The organism is Streptacidiphilus jiangxiensis (assembly GCF_900109465.1).
Taxonomy (GTDB): domain Bacteria; phylum Actinomycetota; class Actinomycetes; order Streptomycetales; family Streptomycetaceae; genus Streptacidiphilus; species Streptacidiphilus jiangxiensis.
Genome location: NZ_FOAZ01000001.1, coordinates 210,492 through 232,106, shown reverse-complemented (window position 1 = coordinate 232,106; position 21,615 = coordinate 210,492). Strand labels below are relative to the sequence as shown.

General features: G+C 71.4%; 21 protein-coding genes and 1 tRNA gene. 7 read left to right on the top strand and 15 right to left on the bottom strand.

Going from position 1 to position 21,615, the window contains the following annotated elements; all coding sequences use genetic code 11:
- Positions 1-54 precede the first annotated feature (54 nt).
- Both BMY61_RS01025 and BMY61_RS45800 read left to right on the top strand, forming a co-directional pair.
- Positions 55-1,911: a phosphatidylglycerol lysyltransferase domain-containing protein gene (locus BMY61_RS01025; RefSeq protein WP_082014689.1), complete on the top strand. Its 1,857-nt coding sequence runs from the start codon at positions 55-57 to the stop codon at positions 1,909-1,911.
- Between the two features lie 87 nt (positions 1,912-1,998).
- Positions 1,999-2,754 (top strand): hypothetical protein, encoded by a 756-nt coding sequence (locus tag BMY61_RS45800; RefSeq protein WP_052438276.1) that lies wholly within the window; start codon positions 1,999-2,001, stop codon positions 2,752-2,754.
- Between the two features lie 117 nt (positions 2,755-2,871).
- Here BMY61_RS45800 and BMY61_RS01015 read toward each other — a convergent pair whose 3' ends face one another.
- From BMY61_RS01015 to BMY61_RS00985, 7 genes are all read right to left on the bottom strand, one after another.
- Positions 2,872-3,663 carry a LuxR C-terminal-related transcriptional regulator gene (locus BMY61_RS01015; protein ID WP_042442099.1) on the bottom strand — a complete coding sequence of 264 codons (792 nt, stop codon included), beginning with the start codon at positions 3,661-3,663 and terminating at the stop codon, positions 2,872-2,874.
- Positions 3,664-3,824: 161 nt separating this feature from the next.
- A complete protein-coding gene (locus tag BMY61_RS01010) occupies positions 3,825-5,168 on the bottom strand; it encodes an FAD-dependent oxidoreductase (protein ID WP_042442098.1) in 1,344 nt (447 codons plus the stop codon).
- Positions 5,169-5,365: 197 nt separating this feature from the next.
- On the bottom strand, positions 5,366-6,544 hold the full coding sequence (galK, locus tag BMY61_RS01005) for a galactokinase (protein ID WP_042442097.1): 1,179 nt from the start codon (positions 6,542-6,544) through the stop codon (positions 5,366-5,368).
- 89 nt (positions 6,545-6,633) lie between these two features.
- Complete coding sequence (galE, locus tag BMY61_RS01000; protein WP_042442096.1) at positions 6,634-7,635, bottom strand: UDP-glucose 4-epimerase GalE; 1,002 nt, start codon at positions 7,633-7,635, stop codon at positions 6,634-6,636.
- Complete coding sequence (gene galT / locus BMY61_RS00995; RefSeq protein WP_042442095.1) at positions 7,632-8,753, bottom strand: galactose-1-phosphate uridylyltransferase; 1,122 nt, start codon at positions 8,751-8,753, stop codon at positions 7,632-7,634. Before galT ends, galE begins: the two co-directional genes overlap by 4 nt.
- Positions 8,754-8,949: 196 nt before the next feature.
- Positions 8,950-9,624: a LuxR C-terminal-related transcriptional regulator gene (locus BMY61_RS00990; RefSeq protein ID WP_042442094.1), complete on the bottom strand. Its 675-nt coding sequence runs from the start codon at positions 9,622-9,624 to the stop codon at positions 8,950-8,952.
- 160 nt (positions 9,625-9,784) lie between these two features.
- Positions 9,785-9,857 (bottom strand) — tRNA-Thr (locus BMY61_RS00985).
- Positions 9,858-10,126: 269 nt separating this feature from the next.
- Here BMY61_RS00985 and BMY61_RS00980 point away from each other — a divergent pair.
- Genes BMY61_RS00980 through BMY61_RS00960 form a run of 5 tightly spaced genes read left to right on the top strand, consistent with a single transcriptional unit; the run spans position 10,127 to position 13,073 of the window.
- Positions 10,127-10,876, top strand: coding sequence for a hypothetical protein (locus BMY61_RS00980; protein ID WP_143094116.1), 750 nt, complete (start codon positions 10,127-10,129; stop codon positions 10,874-10,876).
- A gap of 39 nt (positions 10,877-10,915) precedes the next feature.
- The gene (locus tag BMY61_RS00975; RefSeq protein WP_042442092.1) at positions 10,916-11,224 is read left to right on the top strand and encodes a type VII secretion target; all 309 of its coding nucleotides are present in this window, start codon (positions 10,916-10,918) and stop codon (positions 11,222-11,224) included.
- 24 nt (positions 11,225-11,248) lie between these two features.
- Entirely contained in the window at positions 11,249-11,980 is a 732-nt protein-coding gene (locus tag BMY61_RS00970) for a hypothetical protein (protein WP_042442090.1), read from the top strand.
- Between the two features lie 56 nt (positions 11,981-12,036).
- The gene (locus BMY61_RS00965; protein WP_042442089.1) at positions 12,037-12,552 is read left to right on the top strand and encodes a hypothetical protein; all 516 of its coding nucleotides are present in this window, start codon (positions 12,037-12,039) and stop codon (positions 12,550-12,552) included.
- Positions 12,552-13,073: a hypothetical protein gene (locus BMY61_RS00960; RefSeq protein WP_042442088.1), complete on the top strand. Its 522-nt coding sequence runs from the start codon at positions 12,552-12,554 to the stop codon at positions 13,071-13,073. The genes BMY61_RS00965 and BMY61_RS00960 overlap by 1 nt, the downstream gene beginning before the upstream one ends.
- An 85-nt stretch (positions 13,074-13,158) precedes the next feature.
- Here BMY61_RS00960 and BMY61_RS00955 read toward each other — a convergent pair whose 3' ends face one another.
- From BMY61_RS00955 to BMY61_RS00920, 8 genes are all read right to left on the bottom strand, one after another.
- Positions 13,159-14,943 (bottom strand): ABC-F family ATP-binding cassette domain-containing protein, encoded by a 1,785-nt coding sequence (locus BMY61_RS00955; protein ID WP_042442087.1) that lies wholly within the window; start codon positions 14,941-14,943, stop codon positions 13,159-13,161.
- Between the two features lie 40 nt (positions 14,944-14,983).
- A complete protein-coding gene (locus BMY61_RS00950; RefSeq protein WP_042442086.1) occupies positions 14,984-15,181 on the bottom strand; it encodes a hypothetical protein in 198 nt (65 codons plus the stop codon).
- A gap of 24 nt (positions 15,182-15,205) precedes the next feature.
- Positions 15,206-16,174, bottom strand: coding sequence for a 4-(cytidine 5'-diphospho)-2-C-methyl-D-erythritol kinase (locus tag BMY61_RS00945; RefSeq protein WP_042442085.1), 969 nt, complete (start codon positions 16,172-16,174; stop codon positions 15,206-15,208).
- 144 nt (positions 16,175-16,318) lie between these two features.
- Complete coding sequence (gene rsmA / locus BMY61_RS00940) at positions 16,319-17,248, bottom strand: 16S rRNA (adenine(1518)-N(6)/adenine(1519)-N(6))-dimethyltransferase RsmA (protein ID WP_075003705.1); 930 nt, start codon at positions 17,246-17,248, stop codon at positions 16,319-16,321.
- A gap of 103 nt (positions 17,249-17,351) precedes the next feature.
- Positions 17,352-18,005 carry a transglycosylase family protein gene (locus tag BMY61_RS48710; protein WP_042442084.1) on the bottom strand — a complete coding sequence of 218 codons (654 nt, stop codon included), beginning with the start codon at positions 18,003-18,005 and terminating at the stop codon, positions 17,352-17,354.
- Between the two features lie 116 nt (positions 18,006-18,121).
- Positions 18,122-19,000 (bottom strand): TatD family hydrolase, encoded by an 879-nt coding sequence (locus BMY61_RS00930; RefSeq protein ID WP_042442083.1) that lies wholly within the window; start codon positions 18,998-19,000, stop codon positions 18,122-18,124.
- A 138-nt stretch (positions 19,001-19,138) separates the two neighbouring features.
- Complete coding sequence (metG, locus tag BMY61_RS00925) at positions 19,139-20,740, bottom strand: methionine--tRNA ligase (protein ID WP_042442082.1); 1,602 nt, start codon at positions 20,738-20,740, stop codon at positions 19,139-19,141.
- A gap of 90 nt (positions 20,741-20,830) precedes the next feature.
- A complete protein-coding gene (locus BMY61_RS00920) occupies positions 20,831-21,256 on the bottom strand; it encodes a hypothetical protein (RefSeq protein WP_042442081.1) in 426 nt (141 codons plus the stop codon).
- Positions 21,257-21,615: the final 359 nt, after the last annotated feature.

The following is a 21,615-nucleotide window of genomic DNA, read 5'->3' as shown; positions in this document are numbered from 1 at the left end:
ATGTCCGATCCATCCCGTTCTGGTGTGTAATCATGAAGATTGCCGCAGAACGGGATGGATACGCACGTGTCGACCGATAGTCCGGCCAGCAGTCGTGAGAAATGGCAACGTCGAGCCGCCTGGGCGGCCATCTGGTACCTCCGCCTCGCCGCCGCGCTCAACCTGCTCGGGGCCTTCTCCGCACCTTTTCGCCGTCAGGTCACCCGCCACAACACCGGCGAGCTGTTCACGCCCTATCTGCTGACCGCAGGATTCACCTCGGCCGCACTGGCCTGGTTCCTGGCAATCATGATGCGACGCCGCAAGCGGGCCGCATGGATCTTCAACATCGTCCTCTCCGGCGCCTACCTGCTGCTGGTGGTCCTGCTCATGGCGGTCGCCCCGGAGGTGCGCGAGCACACCTTCAACTGGGTCTCGGCCGCGTTCAGCATCTTCTTCGTGACCTCGCTGCTGGTGGGCCGGCGCGAGTTCCACGCCAAGGGCGACCGGTCCAACCCCCTGCTCGCCCTGGCCACCCTGATCGTCGGCGGCGCGGTCGGCATGCTGATCGGCACCGGTCTGGTCACCCTCACCAACACCGCCTCGGGCTCCACGCTCTGGGACCGGATGAACTACGCGCTCATGCGTGTGTACACACTCGCCCCGGCCGGTTCCGAACACGTGGGCGTAGAGATCCCCCACTGGGTCGACATCGCCATCAACGTGCTGAGCGTGCTGCTCTTCCTGCTCGTCCTCTACGCGCTGTTCCGCTCGCCCAAGGGCAAGGAGTACCTGTGCGACGAGGACGAGAAGCAACTGCGTGAACTGCTCGACCGCCATGGCGAGCGTGACTCCCTCGGCTACTTCGCCCTGCGCCGGGACAAGAGCGTCGTCTTCTCCCCCAGCGGCAAGGCTGCCGTCGCCTACCGGGTGGTCGGCGGCGTCTCGCTGGCCTCCGGCGATCCGATCGGCGACATCGAGGCCTGGCCCGGCGCGATCGAGCGGTGGCAGGAGCAGGCCCAGGTGCACGCCTGGACCCCTGCGGTGATGGGTGCCAGCGAGGAGGGCGGCACCGTGTACGCGCGCCACGGACTGAACGCGTTGGAACTCGGCGACGAGGCGATCGTCGAGGTCGACGAGTTCACACTCGAGGGCCGTGCGATGCGCGGTGTCCGGCAGGCGCACAAGCGCGTCGGCCGCGCCGGCTACACCGTCCGGATCCGCCGCCACGCGGAGATCCCGGAGGCGGAGATGGACGCCCTGCTGCAGCTGGCCGACCACTGGCGCGACGGACAGACCGAACGCGGCTTCTCCATGGCTCTCGGCCGCCTCGGCGACCCCGCCGACGGCCAGTGCGTGATGCTGGAGTGCCACGACGGCGAGGGTCAACTGCGCGCCGTGCTGAGCTTCGTGCCCTGGGGCCGCGAGGGCCTCTCGCTGGACCTGATGCGCCGCGACCGCGACTCGGACAACGGCCTGATGGAGTTCATGGTCATCGAACTGATCCGGCAGGCGGACACGGTCGGCGTGAAACGGATCTCGCTGAACTTCGCCATGTTCCGCGCCGTCTTCGAGCGCGGCGGCAGGCTCGGCGCCGGGCCGGTCCTGCGCCTGTGGCGCGAAGTGCTGATCTTCTTCTCCCGCTGGTGGCAGATCGAGTCGCTCTACCGGGCCAACGCCAAGTACCGACCCATCTGGGAGCCGCGCTACCTGCTCTTCGAGCGCAGCAGCGACCTCCCGCGCATCGGCATCGCCTCGGCCCGCGCCGAGGGCTTCATCACCGCGCCGTCCCTGCCCGCGCTCTTCAAACGCCGCCACGTCCCGGTGGCAGTCGCAACCGCGGTCGCAGCACCGATCACCGAGGAGCTCCCGCAGGCACCCAGCCCCGCCGAAGGTCCGACCCGGACCGGCGCGACTCCTCCGTCCGAATGAGCAGCTCTTCCGTCTGATTGATCACAGTTTGTCGGTATTTTCGGCTTACCGTGGAAGAAGGCCAGAGATCCAGGAGGAGCTGGGCACATGCAGAGGGACGCAGTCGGCACCGCCGACAGCGGCACGGGCACGTCCGTGCTGGCCGCGCTGCGCACCGGCGCCGAGCGGGAGTGGGGGCCACTCGTCCGCGCCGTCCGCACGGGCCTGCGCGGACGCGGACTGGCCGCCATGCCGATGACCATCTGCGCGACCTTCGCCATCCTGGCGTTCCAGGTCTGGCAGCAGTCGCCCGCCGGCGCCGCGATCGTCGAACAGCTCGGCGTCGTCCGCGCCTCGCTCCCCCTGCACGTCGCGCTCTCCCGGACCCCGCTGTCGCTCTTCGTCCCCGCGCCGGACCTGCCGGTCTGGGGCGCGGCGCTCCAGGTCTTCGTCGTCTTCGGCATCGCCGAGCTCACCCTCGGGCGGATCCGCACACTGGTCGTCGCCTACGCGGCGACCCTCGCCGCGACCATGTACGCGCGACAGGGCATCGCCATGGGACCGGACCGCTTCTTCGGCCTCTCCTACAACGCCGAGTTCGTCCGCGACACCGGCCCGTCCGTGGCGGTCGTCGCCCTGGCCGTGTGCATCGCCTGGCGGTACCGGGCCCGGTTGACCGGCGCCGTGCTCGTCGCGTCGATGATCAGCGAGGCCTTCGCCCTGCCGAACCTGGCCGGCGCGGAGCACCTCGTGGCCATCCTCTCGGCGATCTCCCTGGCTGCGGGCGCCGAGCTGGTCAACCGGCAGACGCAGCGCACCAACGCCGCACTCAACGCCGTGCTGCTGGTCCGGCGCCGCACCTGAGGCAGCACCCCGTGCCGGGGGCGCCGCCGGCACGGGGTCCGGCATCCGAGGTTGGCCGGCCGAGGCGGTATGGCTCCGAGGTGGCTCCGGCATCCGAGGTGGCTCCGGCCAAGGCCGTCACGCCTCCACGGGGCCGACGCCTGCTCGGCGTGCGAGCGCGACCGCGGCCAGCGTCGAGTGGACGCCGAGCTTGCCGAGGACGTTCTGCATGTGGGTGCGGACCGTGTGCGGAGAGAGGTAGAGCCGGTCCGCGACGGCCTGGCGCCCCAATCCGGCGACCATGCAGCGCAGCACCTGCTTCTCACGCGGGGTGAGCGTGTCCACCAGACGCTCGCTCTCGGTCCGGTCCCGGCGGGCCGCGGTGAGCTCCTGGATCACGCCCGTGAGCAGGCTCGGCGGCACATGGGTCTCGTCGCGCATCACCCCGCGGATGACCGCCATCAGGCGCCCGAGCGAGCTCTCCTTGGCGACCCACCCACCGGCCCCTGCCTGGAGCGCCCGCACCGCGCGATGGGGGTCGTCGGCCGAGGCCAGCACGATCACCCTCAGGTCGGGATGGACGGCACGCACGCGGGAGATGAGCGCTATGCCGTCGCCCCCCTGCCCGGCGGGCCGGACCGCGGGCGGGACGGGCGCCGCCGAACCGGGCCCGCGCCGCTGCCCCGGCACCTGCACGCGCGCCGACTGCACCACGCCGACGCTGCCGGGCGCGCCGGCGCCCAGATCGGCGTCGACGAGCATCACCTGGAACCCCCGCGCCTCCGCGACGGCACGTTCCAGCGCCCGTTCCGCACCGGCACCACTGCCCGCCGCCGACACCTCCACATCGGGCTCCGCGGCGAGCGCCGTCGCCAGCGCCTCCGCGAAGATCCGGTGACCGTCGGCCACGAGAATCCTGATCCGCCCCACGTCCGCTCCCCCTGACGCAGCACCCGCCCCCTCCTGCACCCAGCGTAGGGGGGTCCATCCCGCCACGCGCAGCTATCAGCCGAACGAGTGCTGTCACCATGCGGAACGACGGCGCATCGGGGGCGCGTGTACGGGGGCGCGGAAGCGGGCGGCCGGTGCGGCTACGCGCCGGAGGCGTCCAGCATCTCCTCGCGCGGGACGATCTTCACCCGCTCGCGTCCCTGCTCTCCGCCGAGTTCCCGTTCCCGCGCGTCCAGCCGCTGCCAGCCCTCCCAGGTGGTGTAGCGGACACCGCGCTCCCGCAGGAACGCGTCCACCGCCTCCGGCTCCGGTTCGGCCGCGCCGGTGAACTCACCTGCGGCGTGGTCGGCGAGCAACGAGGCCACCGTCTCGTTCGCGTCGCCCTTGGTGTGTCCGATCAGCCCGACCGGGCCGCGCTTGATCCAGCCGGTCACGTAGAGGCCCGGCTCGACCCGGCCCGCGTCGTGCGGCACCGTGCCCGACTCGACGTCGAACGGCAGCTTCTGCAGCTCCTCGGAGTAGTAGCCGACCGCGCGGTAGACGGAGTCGATGTCCCAGTCGCGGAACCGGCCGGTGCCGCGGACGTTGCCGGTGCCGTCGAGCTCGGTGCGTTCGGTGCGCAGCCCGACCACGCGGCCGTCCTCGCCCAGCACCTCCACCGGGGACTCGAAGAAGTGCAGGTAGAGCTTGTGCGGACGGTCGCCGACATCGCGGATGGCCCAGTTCTCCAGCGTGGAGGCGACCATGTCCGCCTGCTTGTTGCCGCGCCGGGTCGCGATCGAGCCCTCGTCGTAGTCGATGTCCTCCGGGTCCACGATCACCTCGATGTTCGGCGAGTGGTCCAGCTCGCGCAGCTCCATCGGGCTGAACTTGGCCTGCGCGGGACCGCGACGGCCGAAGACGTGGATCTCCTTCGCGCGGTTCTGCTTCAGGCCCTCGTGGACGTTGCCGGGGATCTCCGTGGGCAGCAGCTCGTCCGCGGTCTTGGCGAGGATGCGCGCGACGTCCAGCGCCACGTTGCCGACACCGAGCACCGCGACCTTCTCCGCGGTCAGCGGCCAGGTACGCGGCACGTCGGGGTGGCCGTCGTACCAGAACACGAAGTCGGCCGCGCCGTAGGAGCCCTCCAACCCGATGCCCGGGATGCCGAGCTCCCGGTCCGCGTTCGCACCGGTCGCGAACACCACCGCGTCGTAGAAGCGACGCAGCTCGTCGAGGGTGAGATCAGCGGGATAGTCGACGTTGCCGAACAGTCGGATCTGCGGCTTGTCCATCACCTGGTGCAGCGCCGTGACGATGCCCTTGATCCGCGGGTGGTCAGGGGCCACGCCGTAACGGATCAGACCGAAGGGAGCCGGCATCCGCTCCAGGACGTCGATCGACACGCCCGGGTCCTGTGCGACGTCCGACTTGAGCAGGGCGTCGGCGGCGTAGATCCCGGCAGGACCGGAACCGACGACGGCGATCCGGAGAGGGCGTGTCATGGCGGGGACTCCTTGGAGCGACAGTCGGGGCGGACGGCGGCGGGGGCGGGCGAAGCACCTGGTTAGGCAACCCTCACCTGGATCAGCCTGCCACAGTAGTCAGTCCAGCTTTATGACCCCATAAGCAATGCTTATGGGTGGGACCCCGTTCGGCGGGGCCGCAGGCCCTCCGCTGCGCCGCTGCCGCCCCGCCGCCCCTAGCGCAGCCGCAGCGCGCCCGGGGCCGGCGTCGCGGTGAAGAAGGCCGGGGCGTTCCAGCCGTCCTGTGCGGCGTAGGCGGCCTCGATCGCCGCCGAGATGCCGGGCACCCGGGCCGGCTCGGTGAGCACGATCACACAGCCGCCGAAGCCGCCGCCGGTCTGTCGCGCGCCGAGAGCGCCGTGGGCGATCGCGGTGTCGACGGCGGTGTCGGACTGCGGGCAGGAGATCGCGAAGTCGTCCCGCTGCGAGGCGTGGCCGGCCGTCAGGACCGGCCCCAGGGCGCGCAGCTCACCGGTCGCGAGGAGCCGCTCGGCCTGCAGGACGCGTGCGTTCTCGGTGACGACGTGCCGGGTCAGGCTCCGCAGCTCCTCCTCCGGCAACCGTGCCAGCAGCGCCTCGAGCTCGGGGCCGCCGGTCGCCTCGACGTCGCGCAGGGCCTTGACGCCCAGCAGGTCGGCGGAGCGCTCGCAGCCGGCCCGGCGGTGCCGGTAGGCGCCGTCCGCGTGACCGTGCTCGACCCGGGTGTCGACGACCAGCAGCACCAGCCCGTCCGCCGCAAGGTCCAGCGGGACCTGGCGCTGCGACATGTCCCGGGTGTCCAGGAACAACGCGGCGCCCTCGGCGCAGCAGAGCGAGGCGGTCTGGTCCATCACCCCGACCGGCGCGCCCACGTAGTCGTTCTCGGCGCGCTGCGCCAGCCGGGCCAGCCGGGGCCGCTCGATGCCGAGCCCGAGCAGTTCGTCACAGGCCAGCAGGACGGCGCACTGGAGCGCCGCCGACGAGGAGAGTCCGGCCCCGAACGGCACGTCGCTGTCCAGATGCAGATCGATCCCGGGGACGGGGTGCCCCTCCTCGCGCAGCACCCACAGTGCGCCCGCCGGATAGGCGGCCCATCCGGCGACGGAGCCCGGCACGAGCGAGTCGAGCGTGAACTCGACCACAGTGCCGTCCCCCTGTGAACTGTGCACCCGAACCCGTCCGTCGTCGCGTCGGCTCACGGCGACCCGGGCGGCGTGCGGCAGGGCGACCGGGAGCACGAAGCCGTCGTTGTAGTCGGTGTGTTCGCCGATCAGGTTGATGCGACCGGGGGCCTGCCAGACGCCCTCGGGCTCGCGCCCGTACAGGGCGGTGAACTCCTCGGCGACCGAGACGGCGGCATCGTGCGACTCGTTCACAGGCGGGCTCTCCTCGGTCGGCGTGTGGGTCGGTGCAGGCAGGTGCGGGTCGGCTCAGGCGGGTGCAGGCAGGTGCAGGCGGGTGCGGATCAGGGGTGCCGGGGTGCGGCCGCGGCCGCGGCCGCGTCGGCCCCGTCGGCCAGGGAGAGCGCGAACGCCCAGGCGTCGGCGACGATGCCGTCCAGGTCGGCCCGTCGCGGACGCCAGCCGAGCGCCTCGCGGGCACGGTCGGCGGAGGCCACCAGTACGGCGGGGTCTCCGGGGCGGCGCTCGGCGACGACGGCCTTGATCTCACGGCCCGTCACCCGGCGCACGGCCTCGATGACCTCGCGCACGGAGAAGCCGTTGCCGTTGCCGAGGTTGCAGATCAGGTGCTCGCCGGGCTTGGCGGCGTCGAGCGCGAGCAGGTGCGCCTCGGCCAGGTCGGCGACGTGGATGTAGTCGCGCACGCAGGTGCCGTCCGGCGTCGGGTAGTCCTCCCCGAAGACGGAGATGTGCGGACGACGGCCCTGCGCGGCCTGGAACACCAGCGGGATCAGGTGCGTCTCCGGGTCGTGCCGCTCGCCCTGGCGGCCGTAGGCACCCGCGACGTTGAAGTAGCGCAGCGAGACGGCGGCCAGGCCGTGGGCCTTGGCCTCACTGGTGATCATGTGGTCGACGGCGAGCTTGCTGGCGCCGTACGGGTTGGTCGGGCTGGTCGGTGCGGACTCGACGATCGGGGTCGTCTCGGGCTCACCGTAGACGGCGGCGGTGGAGGAGAAGACCAGCCGGCGCACGCCCGTCTTGCGCATCGCGGTCAGCAGCTCCAGCGAGCCGGCCACGTTGTTGCGCCAGTACTTCTCCGGGTCCACCACCGACTCGCCCACCTGGGAGCTGGCAGCGAAGTGCAGCACCCCGTCGAAGGAGCCGTCGAGCACCTCGGCCGCGTCCTGGACCCGCCCCTGCACGAAGGTCGCTCCGGCCGGCACGGACTCCCGGAAACCGGTCGACAGGTCGTCGAGCACGACGACCTGGTGCCCCGCCTCCAGCAGGTGGGCCGCGACGACGCCGCCGACGTAGCCGGCACCGCCGGTGACCAGGTACTGACTCATGGCTTGACCTCCCGCAGGCGTCGCGCGGCGTTCTCGGGCGCGACGTCGTTGATGAACACGTCCATGCCGGACTCCGAGCCGGCCAGGAACTTGAGCTTCCCTACGGTACGACGGATGGTGAAGAGCTCCATGTGCAGCGCGAGCTCGTCGGAGCCGTGCGGGCCCGCGGCCCCGTGCCGGGTGGGGGCCTGGTGCCAGGCGGCGATGTACGGCGTCCTGTTGACCGCGCCGGCCGACTCCTCCGGTGTGAACAGCAGGTCGAAGCGCTGGAGCAGGTCGAGGTAGACGTGTGTGAACTCGGTGCGCTCGTCGTCGGTCAGGGCGAGGAGGTCACGCACCCGGCGGTTGGGATACAGATGCACTTCATAGGGCCAGTGCGCGGCGAAGGGCACGAACGCCGTCCAGTGCTCCCCTGCGACGACGACCCGCTCGCCCGACGCGCGCTCGGCCTCGACCTGGTCCTCGAAGAGGTTTCGCCCGGTGCGACGCCGGTGCGCGGCGGCCGCCGCGATCATCCGCTCGGTGCGCGGGGTCACGAACGGGTAGGCGTAGATCTGCCCGTGCGGATGCCCGAGCGTCACGCCGATCTCCTCGCCCCGGTTCTCGAAGCAGAAGACCTGCTCGACACCGGGCAGCGCGGACAGCTCCGCGGTGCGGTCCGTCCACGCCTCCAGCACGGTGCCGACCTGCTGCGGCGTGAGGTCGGCAAAGGAGGCGTCGTGGTCGGGGGTGAAGCAGACCACCTCGCAACGGCCGGCCGCCGGTTCGATGACGTTCGGCGGTGCCGCCGTGACCAGCTCGGGGTGCGGGTGCGCGGCCAGGGAGGGGAAGCGGTTCTCGAAGACCACGACCTCGTAGTCGGATTCGGGGATCTCGCTCAGCCGCCCGTCCCGCGAGGGGCAGAGCGGACACTCGTCCGCAGGCGGGTGGTAGATGCGGCCCTGGCGGTGCGCGGCCACCACCACCCACTCGTCGCGCACGGGGTCGTGGCGCAGTTCGGAGAGGGTCTCGCTGTGCGGCAGGGGCCTGTGGTCCTGGGCGCTGCGGACGGCGTCGTCGCGGGAGTCGTAGTAGATCAACTCACGGCCGTCGGCCAGTCGCGTGCTGGTCTTCTTCACTACGGGGTTCTCCAAGGTCGGCCTCGCAGACGTTCTCGCTCTCTCGGTTCAACATAATCGAACATAAACAAGCAGCAGTCAACAGTCGGAGGTGGACCAACTCCCGGAAGCGAGCAGCGGGCATCGTGAACCCTCCGCGAATCGGAAGGAACTGTTCGGAACTGTTCGGTTTGGCAGCCGTGCTCCGGGCGTTCGCTCAGTCGGAGACGCGTCCCACCTGCTCCAGCAGCCCGGTCCGCGCCGCCACGGCCGCGGCCTCCAGCCGCGTCCGCGCACCGAGCTTCACCAACACCCGCTGCACGTGCGTGCGCGCGGTACTCGGCGCGATCCGCATGCCCTCGGCGATCTCATGGGTGTCCTGCCCGTCGGCGATCCTGGCGAGCACCTCGGCCTCGCGCCGGGTCAGCAGGCGCAACAGGCGCAGCGCCTCGTCGTCCGGCTCCGCGGCCGGGCGCAGCAGGTGGTCGAACGAGGCCCGCAGCAGTTCCGGCGAGACCGCGGCCTCCCCGGCGCGGACCCGCCCGAGTGCGCGCTCCACGACCTCGATCCGCTCGTCCTGTCGCACGTAGCCGGCGGCCCCGGCCGCGAAGGCCGCCGCCACGGTCGCGAGATGGTCCACATTGCCCATCACCACGACCGCGACCTCCGGCCGCTCCCGCCTGATCCGCCGGATCGCGTCGAACGCCGCCCCGTCCTGCGGGTGCGCCACCCCGAGCAGGCACGCCTCCGGCCGCCGACTCACGACGAGATCCGCGGCGACGCCGGTCGGCGTCCCCACCGCGAGCACCCGATGTCCGCGCAACTGCAGAGCGGCGGCCAGCGCCTCCGCGAGCAACCGGTGGTCGTCCACGACCACGAGCCGAACACCCACAGCGCCCTCCGCCCTCCCCTGGCACGATGTGTGACGAACCATCACAGCGCATTCTGCCTACGGTCCGCCACCACGCGGCTCCGTTCGGGGGATCATTTGAAGAACGCCGAAGAACGCCGAAGGCCCGCATCCGGGACGGATGCGGGCCTTCGGCGTTCTGAGCCCCCATGCGGAATCGAACCGCAGACCTTCTCCTTACCATGGAGACGCTCTACCGACTGAGCTATAGGGGCGAACGAGGAAGACATTACCTGGTCGGCGGCCAGATGTGAAATCCGCGATCTTCCCCGCGCCGGCTCGCACGGCGGCCCTACGGCCCGCCCGGGGGATCCGGGCAGACCGACAGGGACCACGGGTCCCGTGCGAGGACCTGTCTCGTCGCTCATGGGGCGTCAGCTGCCCTACGGAGAATGTGACTTGTTCGCGCCATGCTCGAACCTTTGTCCGTACGGTTGTCGTCCTGCAGTACTAGAGTCACAGGAACACACATCGGGGGACCCAGTTGACCTCATCACTCAACGAACGTCTGGCAGAACTCCAACAGCGGGCCGCACGGCTGCAACAGATCACCACCGAAGCGCTGTCCGTTCCGGCGCGCCCGGCAGAGGCCGGTGATCGCACGGGGGCGATCACGGTGCGACTGTCCGCCGACGGGCTGCCGGATTCCATCCGGCTCGAGTCGGGCTGGCGACAGTCCGCCCGGGCCGGAGCGCTCGCCTCGGCCGTACAGGAGGCGGCGCAGCTTGCGATGACCAAGCGCATGGCGGCGTGGCATGCGGACCTCGAGCAGTCCGGCCGATCGCTCGATCCAAGTCGGGGGCCTCGCACCCGATCCGCCGCCCCGCCGGCGGGCGCCCGGACCACCACGCCTCCCGCCTTCGCCACCGCCGAGCCGGCGTCCGCCCTGGCGGGGCGCACCACCGGAGCCCTCATCGAAGAGGTGCTCTCCCTCGTCGACTCAATGGATCGACCGGGCGCAGAGCCGTTCACCCCACCTCGAGGGAGGGGAACGGCGGCCCAGGACAAGGTGACGATCACCCTGTCCGAACATGCGCTGCTCTCGTGCAGCATCGACCCGGACTGGACGGAGAAGCAGCCGGACCAGGCGGTCCAGTCCGCCCTGTCCGCCGCACTCTCCGCGGCGAAGACCGCCTTGGCTCGAAACCAGCAGACCGTGCGCGCATCCTCTGGCGCTCAGGGCCGTCCGGAACTCCTCGCGCTGGAGCTGCTGTCGCGCCTGGGCAAGGGCTGATCTCGCACCACGGACCATTCGATCAAGGATTGGGACCACGTGAGCACCGACGGATACGTGCTGACCACTCAGACGCTCATCAAGGAAGCAGCCGACTGGGACGACGAGGCAGAGAAGCTGCAGCAGATGGCCCGGGCGGCAGCCCAACTGGAACTGGACCGCGCCCACTCGGGCATCTTCCAGATGATGACGCCGGCCGTGCAGGAGGTCGTCCAGACCTTCGTGACCCGCTCCCTTCAGGGATGCCAGGAAATGCACCAGATCGCGCAGGCCCTGCGGACCACGGCACAGAACTACGAAGTCGTCGAACACCAGACAGCCCAGTCGTTCCACGCACTCCACACGTGATCATCTTTTCGGGGGTTCCAGCAGATGTTCAGCGTCGCTCAGTACGAACACGCCGTGGACAAGATCACCAGTAAGATCCCGGAGGTCTCCCAGCACGCGGAGGACCTTCGGACCCGGATCAACCACCTCCTCCAGGAGTGGTACATCGTTCCTCCGGTCAGCGATCTGATCGCCTGGGCAGCCTCCGAGTTCATCAAACTCGTGGAGGATGTCCTCACCGTGATGGCCGACATCCTGGAGGGCGCGCCCGCTCCGATCGCCTTCTGGCAGAACGCCTACCAGTGGGAGAACCTCCGCGACACGGCTTCCTCGGTCGCCGCCGACGTCAACGCCGCGACCCTGGGATCGACAGGGGAGTGGAAGGGAGCCAGCGCCACGGCGTACACCCAGGCGATCACTCCGCAGTCGGCGGCAGCCGCTCGGCTCGCCACCCTGGCGGACAAGACCTCCGGGGTGCTCACCACCTGTGCCGCCGCGGGGCTTACCTTCTACGTGGCTGTCGCAGCCTTGTTGGTGGCGTTCATCTCCGCGCAGATCGCCGCCGGCGCTGCCGCCTCGACCGGAGCAGGCGCCCCACCCGGGCTGCTGGTGGCCCTGGCTTCGGGGGGATTCACCTACTCCACCATTCTCACGTTCCTCGCTGCACTGACGGCCCTGGTGGCCGCACAGTCCACCCAGCTCGACAGCCTCCACGGCGAGGCGATGGACGACACCGCCTTTCCCGGGGGCCGCTGGCCCGTTGCCACGAACATCTGACCTTCGGGCGCCGGACGCCCTCACGATCCCCCGCCCCGACGCCGCAGAGGTCCCCGATGAACGTCCAGGAAGTCGCTGCCGAGATGCTGTGGCTCCCACCCAGCATCACGCGCTGGTGGGACGGCAACGCCGACGTCTACGCGATGGCGGTGTGGATCGGCCGGCTGTACGGCTACGACGTCGTCATCCGCCGTCGGGATCCGGATGACGTCGGCGAGCGGTACCTGGATCTGCTGGCCGTCTTCACCCGGATCGACGAGCCGGGTGCAAGGCGCCGTGCGGCCTGGATGGGCAACCCGGCGGCCGACCCGGCCTACCAGCCACCCGTCACGTGGCACCTGGACGGCGGGCCCGGCTTCCACCCACCCCGCTGGCACCCGGCGGCCCGACTGGTCGTCACACCGGAGGTCGAGCGGTCGCTCGGCTACCAGCGGGACCAGTACCGCCGCATCCTCCACGACCACTACGGCGTCCCCGGATTCCTGACGCGCGCCAGGTCGGCCCCGGATCTTCCACCGGGGCCGCCTCCACCGCCCCCGCCGGACACCATCGCCTACCCGGAAGGCTCGTGATGCACGTCGCCGCGGCTGAAGGCTTCGCCACCCGCATGCTCAGCCTCGCCCCCACGGTCACCGTGGTGGTCGACGCCGCACCGCGTCCATGTTCGACAGCGGTGTGGCTCGGGCGCCTGTACGGCTACACGTACAGCGGGATGGAGCGCTACCTCCCGAACACCTTCGCCTCCTCGGTCGCCGTCACCCTGACCTTCGTCCGCAACGACGAACCAGGCGCACGCCGCCGAGCCGAGTGGATGCGGAACCCGGCCGCGGATCCGACCTACTCCCCGCCTGTGGCCTGGCATGTGAACGGCGGGCCCGGATACCGCCTGCCCGGGTGGCACCCGGACGTGCGGGTCGTCATCACGCCTGAGGTGGAGGCGTCCCTGCGGTACAACGACGCCGAGTTCGCGAGACAACTGCCCGGCGGCTCCCGGCTGGTCCCACCGGCGTTCGCCTCCCGACCACTGCCGCCACTGCCGCCGCCCCCGCCGCCGCCGAACGTCACCGGCCAGGACGGCCGGCAGCGCCCGTGACCCTGCTCGGCCGTCACCGGGCGCCCACGGCCGACACGGGGTCGGCGCCAGCCGCAGGCGGGTGCGCAGGTGCAGCCGGAAACGCTCACGCGTCCTCGGCGAGCTCCAGCCACTGCATCTCCAGCTCGTCGCGCTCGTCCTTGACGGCGCGCAGCTGGGTGTCCAGCTCGGCGATCTTGCCGAAGTCCGCGGCGTGCTCGGCCATCTGGGCGTGGAGCTTGGTCTCCTTCTCCTCCAGCTTGGCGAGCTGACGCTCGATCCGCTGGAGCTCCTTCTTCGCCGCGCGGGTGTCACCGGTGGTCTTCTTCGCCGCCGGGGCCGGGGCCGTCGCCTCGACCAGCGCGGCGCGGCGCTCCAGGTACTCGTCGATGCCGCGCGGCAGCATCCGCAGGCGGCGGTCGCCGAGCAGCGCCCAGACGGTGTCCGTGGTGCGCTCGATGAAGAACCGGTCGTGGGAGATCACCACGAGCGAGCCGGGCCAGCCGTCGAGGAGGTCCTCCAGCTGGTTCAGGGTCTCGATGTCGAGGTCGTTGGTCGGCTCGTCCATGAACAGCACGTTGGGCTCGTCCATGAGCAGACGCAGCAGCTGCAGTCGGCGCCGCTCACCACCGGAGAGGTCGGCGACGGGCGTCCACTGCTTCTCCTTTGTGAACCCGAAGGTCTCGCAGAGCTGGCTCGCGGACAGTTCACGGCCCTTGCCCAGGTCGACGCGGCCCCGCACCTGCTCCACGGCCTCCAGCACGCGCAGCGTGCCGGGCAGCTCGGCGACCTCCTGGGAGAGGTAGGCGAGCTTGACCGTCTTGCCGACGACGACCTTGCCGCCGACCGGCTGCTGCTCACTGTCACTGGCCCAGGCCTGCTGCATGGCGCGCATCAGCGAGGTCTTGCCGGCGCCGTTCACACCGACCAAGCCGATGCGGTCACCGGGGCCCAGCTGCCAGGTGAGACGCTCCAGCAGCAGCTTGTCACCCGCCTTGACGGTCACGTCCTCCAGGTCGAAGACGGTCCTGCCGAGCCGCGAGTTGGCGAACTTCATCAGCTCGGACTTGTCGCGCGGCGGCGGCACGTCGGCGATCAGCTCGTTCGCGGCCTCGACGCGGAACCGCGGCTTGGAGGTGCGCGCGGGCGCGCCGCGGCGCAGCCAGGCCAGCTCCTTGCGGACCAGGTTCTGCCGCTTGGTCTCCTCCGTCGCCGCGATGCGCGCGCGCTCGGCGCGGGCGAAGACGTAGTCGGAGTAGCCACCCTCGTACTCGTGGACGGCGCCGGACTGCACGTCCCACATGCGGGTGCAGACCTGGTCCAGGAACCAGCGGTCGTGGGTGACCACGACCAGCGCGGAGCGCCGCGCCTGCAGGTGGCCGGCGAGCCAGGCGATGCCCTCGACGTCGAGGTGGTTGGTGGGCTCGTCCAGCACGAGCAGGTCGTGGTCCTCGATCAGCAGCTTCGCCAGCGCGATGCGGCGGCGCTCACCACCGGAGAGCGGCCCGATCACGGTGTCCAGCCCCTGCGGGAAGCCGGACAGGTCCAGGCCGTCGAAGAGACCGGTCAGCACGTCGCGGATCCGGGCGTCACCGGCCCACTCGTGGTCGGCCTTGTCGCCGACGACCTCGTGCCGGATGGTGGCCTTCGGGTCCAGCGCGTCGCCCTGGTGCAGCACACCGATGTTCAGGCCGGTCACGTGCGTGACCCGGCCGGAGTCCGGCTCCTCGCGCTTGGCCATGATCTGCGTGAGCGTGGTCTTGCCGTCGCCGTTGCGGCCGACGACGCCGATCCGGTCGCCCTCGCTCACACCGACGGACACGCCGTCGAGCACGGCTCGGGTGCCGAAGATCTTGCTGACGTCTTCGACGGTGACGAGGTTGACTGCCACGGGTGCTGCGCTCCTGCGGGGGCTCGAAAGAGGTGCCGACCTACCAGCCTAGTGGGCCGCGGGTTCGGCTCGGCTCGCCGATCCGGGTCGGGACGTCCACGAGCAGCAGTTCGGACAGCCCGGACAGGACGTTCGGGAGTGCGCCGGGTGCGCCGAAGGCGCGAACTCGTCGGGCGGCGGGCCGCGGGCGCCGGGCGGCCTGCAGGGTGTACTCCGACCCCGGCAGCGCGCTCCGCACGCTGGAAGCTCCTGCGGGCAGGGGTCAGACCAGGGTCGCGCCCGGGACCGGGCCCTCCGCGCGGCGGACCTCGCGGCAGGTGCCGGACTGGGCCAGCGCCGCGGCGACCGCCGCGGACGCGGCCGCATCCTTGGTCAGGAAGGCGCAGGTCGGCCCGGAGCCGGAGACCAGCGCGCCGATCGCGCCGGCCTCGGTGCCCGCGCGGAGCGTCTCGGCCAGGGCCGGGCGCAGGGAGAGCGCGGCCGGCTGCAGATCGTTGCCGAGGGCGGTGCCCAGTGCGGCGGCATCGCCGGAGGCGAGGGCCTCCAGCAGCGCGGCGTCCGCGGCGGGCGCCGGGACCCGGTTCTCGTCCGCGCCGCCCGGGCCGTCCGCCTGCTCCCGCAGACGGTCGCACTCCCCGTAGACGGCGGGCGTCGACAGACCGCCGTCGGCGACCGCGAAGACCCAGTGGAAGGCGCCGCCCACCGGCACCGGGGTCAGCCGCTCGCCGCGCCCCTCGCCGAGCGCGACCCCGCCGTGCAGGGAGAACGGCACGTCGCTGCCGAGGTCCGCGGCGAGCGCGAAGAGCGTCTCCCGGTCGGTGCCCAGACCCCACAGCGCGTCGCAGGCCAGCAGGGCCGCGGCCGCGTCCGCGCTGCCGCCGGCCATGCCGCCCGCGACGGGGATGTCCTTGTCGATGTGCAGCGCGACGTTCGCCTCGACGCCGTGGTGCGCGGCCAGCGCCCGCGCCGCCCGCGCGGCCAGGTTGCTCTCGTCCGTCGGCACCACGTCCGCGTCGCGCCCGGACACGGTCAGCGTCACGCCCGGAGCCGGACGCGCGGTGACCGTGTCCCAGAGCCCGACCGCGAAGAAGACCGTGGCCAGCGCGTGGAAGCCGTCGGCGCGGCGGCCGCCGACGGCCAACTGGACGTTGACCTTGGCCGGAACGCGGACGGTGACACTGTCGGGCAGGGACGCGGAAGCCGGTTCGAGCACGGACTCGGACGCGTTCATCGGCGGGAGGCTCCTGGGTGACGGACGTGGGCCTGACGGATGGGTCTGTGACGGCGCTTCAGGGCCGCTGCCGCTGCTCCTCTGCGCGGGCCCGCGACCACGGCCGCGGCTGCAGCTGCGAATGCCGCTACCGCGGACGCGTGCTCACAGCGGCTGCGGCTGCTGCGGCTTGTGCTCGGCGATCGCGGCGAACTGCTCCACCGTCAACGCCTCGCCACGCAGCCGGTGGTCGATCCCCGCCGCGTTCAGCGCCGCCTCCGCCGCAGCCGGGCTGCCGGCCCAGCCGGCGAGCGCGGCCCGCAGGGTCTTGCGGCGCTGCGCGAACGCCGCGTCCACCACGGCGAACACCTCGCGGCGCGGGGCGGTCGTCCTGACCGGCTCCTCACGCCGGACCAGCGAGACCAGCCCGGAGTCGACGTTCGGCGCGGGCCAGAACACGTTGCGTCCGATCGCCCCGGCACGCTTGACCTGCGCGTACCACTGGGCCTTGACCGACGGCACGCCGTAGACCTTGTTGCCCGGCTGGGCGGCCAGTCGGTCGGCCACCTCGGACTGCACCATGACCAGCGTGCGCTCGATGCTGGGGAACATCTCCAGCATGTGCAGCAGCACCGGAACGGCGACGTTGTAGGGGAGGTTGGCCACCAGTGCCGTGGGGGCGGGCCCGGGCAGCTCGGTCACCGTCATCGCGTCGGCGTGGACGAGGGCGAAACGGTCCGCCTTCCCGGGCATCCGGGCGGCGACGGTGGTCGGCAGGTGCTGCGCGAGCAGCGGGTCGATCTCGATCGCGGTGACCCGGTCCACGGCCTCCAGCAGGCCGAGTGTCAACGAGCCGAGCCCCGGCCCGACCTCGACGACCACGTCGTCGGGTAGCACCTCAGCCGCGCGCACGATCCGGCGCACGGTGTTCGCGTCGATGACGAAGTTCTGGCCGCGCTGCTTGGTGGGCCGTACGCCCAGCTTTCCGGCCAGCTCACGTACGTCGGCCGGCCCCAGCAGTGCGGACTCGGACGGCTGGGCGTCGGCCGGCTGCGCCGCGGCGGACGGGGCGGCGTCGGGATCGGTGGTGCTCACCCGCCAAGGATACGGGGCAGGCCCGCGCGCAACGCGCCGCCACTTGCCCCCGATCCCGGACCGCCCCACCGCCGCCCGCCGTCCCGCGCCCGGCGGGTCGCGCTCAGTGCTCGGCGCGGTGGCCGCAGACGGGCCAGGGAGAGGTGCCGCGCTCGTGGAAGAGCGCCACGGCACGGGAGGTCTGCTCCGTGGCGGACGCGTTCTGAGGGAGCCCGTGGCCGCCGAGGCTGTGCCAGGTGTGGGCGTCGAACTGGTAGAGCCCGCCGTAGCGACCGCTCGGGTCGGTGATGTGGGGGTTGCCTCCGGACTCGCAGCGGGCCAGGGCGGCCCAGTCGAGCGCACCGGTGCCGAAGTGCACCAGCGGCGAGGTCGCCCGGTGTCGGCCGCGGTTCGCGGCCTGGTCGGGGAGTCCGGCCGGGCGGACCTCCTCCGCCGCCCGGTGGCGCGGCCGGGCATGCCGCGGCCGCGCGGGCAACTGCGGCGCGGCGGGCGAGCCGGGCGTGTGCGGCAGGACCAGCGTCTCGACGGTGCGGGGCACGGACGCGGCCCTCGCACTCGCGGCCTCCGCGGCGGCCGAGCCCGCCGCCGCGGCAACGGCGACCGTGCCGTCCGGCAGCACGTCCGCGGCCTCGGTGGCGCGGTCGGCCTCCGCGCCCCGTGACTCCTCGGCGAGGAAGGCGCCGGTGCCGCCGACCAGCAGGGCGAGGATCAGCGCCTGCGGCAGCGTTCGCTGCGCCGTGCCGGAAGAAACGTTCACTCGGGCTCCCACATGGCCTTCGTCCGCTCTCGGTCACCTCGACCGCGGACTGTCCAACGACCCGCGCGGGCGGCCGTCACGTCACCCGGAGGGGACTTCCCGTCCCCGGTCCGGCCTCAGTAGTCGAACGCGCGCGCCGTGTTCGCCGCGACCGCAGCCGCCATCTCGTCCTCCTCGACACCCTTGACCTGCGCCATCGCCCGCAGGGTGACGGGGATCAGGTACGGCGCGTTGGGTCGGCCGCGGAACGGCGCGGGGGTGAGGAACGGCGCGTCGGTCTCCACGAGGATGCGGTCCATCGGGGTGACGGCGAGGGCCGCCCGCAGGTGGTGGTTGGCCGGGAAGGTGACGGGCCCCGCGAAGGAGAGGTAGTAACCCGCCTCCGCGCAGACCTTGGCCATCTCCTCGTCACCCGAGTAGCAGTGGAAGACGGTCCGCTCCGGCGCGCCCTTCTCGGTCAGGATACGCAGCACGTCCTCGTGCGCGTCCCGGTCGTGGATCACCAGCGCCTTGGCGTGCTTCTTGGCCAGGGCGATGTGCCGACGGAACGACTCCTGCTGGACGGCGACGCCTTCCGGGCCGGTGCGGAAGTAGTCCAGACCCGTCTCCCCCACGCCCCGCACCTGCGGGAGCGCGGCCAGCGCGTCGATCTCCTCGATCGCCGCGTCGAGCGCGGCCATGCCGCCGGGGCCGCGCTTCTGGCCGCTCCAGCCGTCCGGGTCGCCGAGCACGATCCGCGGCGCCTCGTTCGGGTGCAGGGACACCGTGGCGTGGACGTTCGCGTGCTTCGCCGCGATCTCCGCGGCCCAGCGTGAACCCGGAATGTCGCAACCGACCTGGACGACCGTGTTCACACCGACGGAGGCCGCCTTGGCGAGGATCTCCTCGGGGGTCGCGTCCTGCATGTCCAGGTGCGTGTGCGAGTCCGCGACGGGCACTCGCAGCGGCTCGGGCACGGGCGGCGGCGTGCTGTTGTCACCCTTGGAGCGGGCCACGTTCGAGTCCTTCCCTGATGCACCACCCAGGGGCGCGAGGAACTGCGCGACAAGCCACCGACATGCAGTTGGTCCCCACTGAACAGGGCCATCCGCACCGGGTGGTTGCTCGCGCAGTTCCTCGCGCCCCTGAAGGTGCTACTTCTTCTCTTCCAGGCGCGGGAAGAGGATCTCACCCTTGGTGACCGTCACGCCCGCCGGAAGCGTGCCCCAGGTGCCGGCCTCGCCGATCCGCTGGTCGGCCAGCGCACCCAGCACGGGCTCCGCACCGAGCGAGTCCCACAGCAGCCCCGACACCCGCGGCATGACCGCGTTCAGCAGGACCGCCACGCCGCGCAGCGACTCCGCCGCCGCGTAGAGGATGGTCGCCAGGCGCGCCTGGCCCTCCGGCGACTCGTCCTTGGCGACCTTCCACGGCTCCTGCTCGGTCAGGTAGCCGTTGACCTGCTTCACGAACTCGAAGATCGCCGCGATGCCGCCGGCGAAGTCGAGCTTCTCGCCGATCTTGTCGTCGGACTCGGCGACGGCCTTGGCCAGACCGGCCGCCAGCGCCTCCTCGGCCGGACCCGAGGCCTTCGCCTCGGGCAGGACGCCGTCGAAGTACTTGCCGACCATCGCCGCCACACGGGAGGCGAGGTTGCCGAAGTCGTTGGCGAGCTCGGAGGTGTAGCGGGCGGAGAAGTCCTCCCACGAGAACGAGCCGTCCGTACCGAACGGGATCGCACGCAGGAAGTAGTAGCGGTAGGCGTCCACACCGAAGTGCTCGGTCAGGTCCTGCGGGGCGATGCCCGTCAGGTTGGACTTGGACATCTTCTCGCCGCCGACCATCAGCCAGCCGTTGGCGACCACGCGCTTGGGCAGCGGCAGACCGTTGGCCATCAGCATGGCCGGCCAGATCACCGCGTGGAAGCGGAGGATGTCCTTGCCCACCAGGTGCACGTCGGCCGGGAAGGTCGACTCGAACTTCTCCTGGTCGGAGCCGTAGCCGACCGCGGTGGCGTAGTTGAGCAGGGCGTCGACCCACACGTAGATGACGTGCTTCGGGTCCCAGGGGATCTGCACGCCCCAGTCGAAGGTGGAGCGGGAGATGGAGAGGTCCTGCAGGCCCTGCTCGACGAAGCGGACCACCTCGTTGCGAGCGGACTCAGGCTGGATGAAGTCGGGGTTGGCCGCGTAGAGCTCCAGCAGCTTGGGGCCGTACTCGGAGAGCTTGAAGAAGTAGTTCTCCTCCTTGAGCATCTCGACCGGCTTCTTGTGGATGGCGCAGATCTTCTGACCCGCGAACTCACCCTCGCCGTCGAGCAGCTCGCCCGGGGCCTTGTACTCCTCGCAGCCCACGCAGTAGGGGCCCTCGTAGCCGCCCTGGTAGATCTCACCCTTGTCGTAAAGGTCCTGGACGAACTCCTGCACCCGGGCCGTGTGCCGGTCCTCGGTGGTGCGGATGAAGTCGTCGTTGGCGATCTCCAGGTGCTCCCAGAGGGGCTTCCATGCCTCCTCGACGAGCTTGTCGCACCACTCCTGCGGCGAGACCCCGTTGGCCTCCGCGGTGCGCATGATCTTCTGGCCGTGCTCGTCCGTCCCGGTCAGGTACCACACCCGCTCGCCGCGCTGGCGGTGCCAGCGGGTCAGCACGTCGCCTGCGACGGTGGTGTACGCGTGACCCAGGTGCGGGCGGTCGTTGACGTAGTAGATCGGCGTCGAGACGTAGTAGCTCTTGCCGGGGTTCTGGACGGCGGTCATGCCGCAATGGTATCGGCCGCCGAGAGTGGACCCGTCCGGGTGACCGGCCCTCGGTCGGCGGCCCTGCCGTCACCGGTGATCGCCGGTAATTCAGTGGGGGCGACGGCTCCACCAGTGGTGCCGCTCCGTCTGCGGCGCGGGGGGTCGCGGCGCCCCCTGGTCCTCCGGGCGCCCACCGGTGCTCTCGGCCATGTGCTCCGCCAGCAGGCGCGCCTCGCGCGTGTCCGGGTCGTAGAACTGGCCTGCATTCGCGTGGGCCACCTGCCCCGACGCCATGATCCGGACGTGCGGACCACCACAGCCCGGACAGGCCGGGTGCGTCAGCGGCGACGCGACGGGGACACCGTTGGCCCTGTAGCGGTAGACCATCTGTCCGTTGTAGTCGACGACGTGCTCGATCTCGTACGCCTGCTCCCAGACGAATCCGCAGTTCAGGCAGGCGAAGGAGTAGGCCTCGTGGGCCGGCTCCAGCTTCGGTCGACCCGGCCGACGCGCGGGCGCGGAGGTTTCGCTCATGACGTGCTCCCAGTGCCCGGCGGGCGTCCGCCCGGAGCGGGACTTTCTCGTCCCCAATGTTTTCCCGACTGCCGCCCAGGTCAGCGCCGTGACGGGATTTCTTTGGCGAGAGTTGGCTCTTCTTGGCGTCCCCGAGAGGTGACATGGGAATCACGAGGGCGCGTCTTTGTCCCCTGTTTACCTGTCCCGTCACCGTACGCCCGATTCGGGAGAAAGGTAAGCACGGCACAGCGGCCTTTCGGACGGGCGACGGCGCAGGTCAGGGGCCGGTCCGAGCTCCGGTCAAGGACCGGTCGGAGCGCCGGCCAGGGGCTGGTCGGAGCGCCGACCGGGCGCCGGTCAGGGCGCCGGTCAGGGCG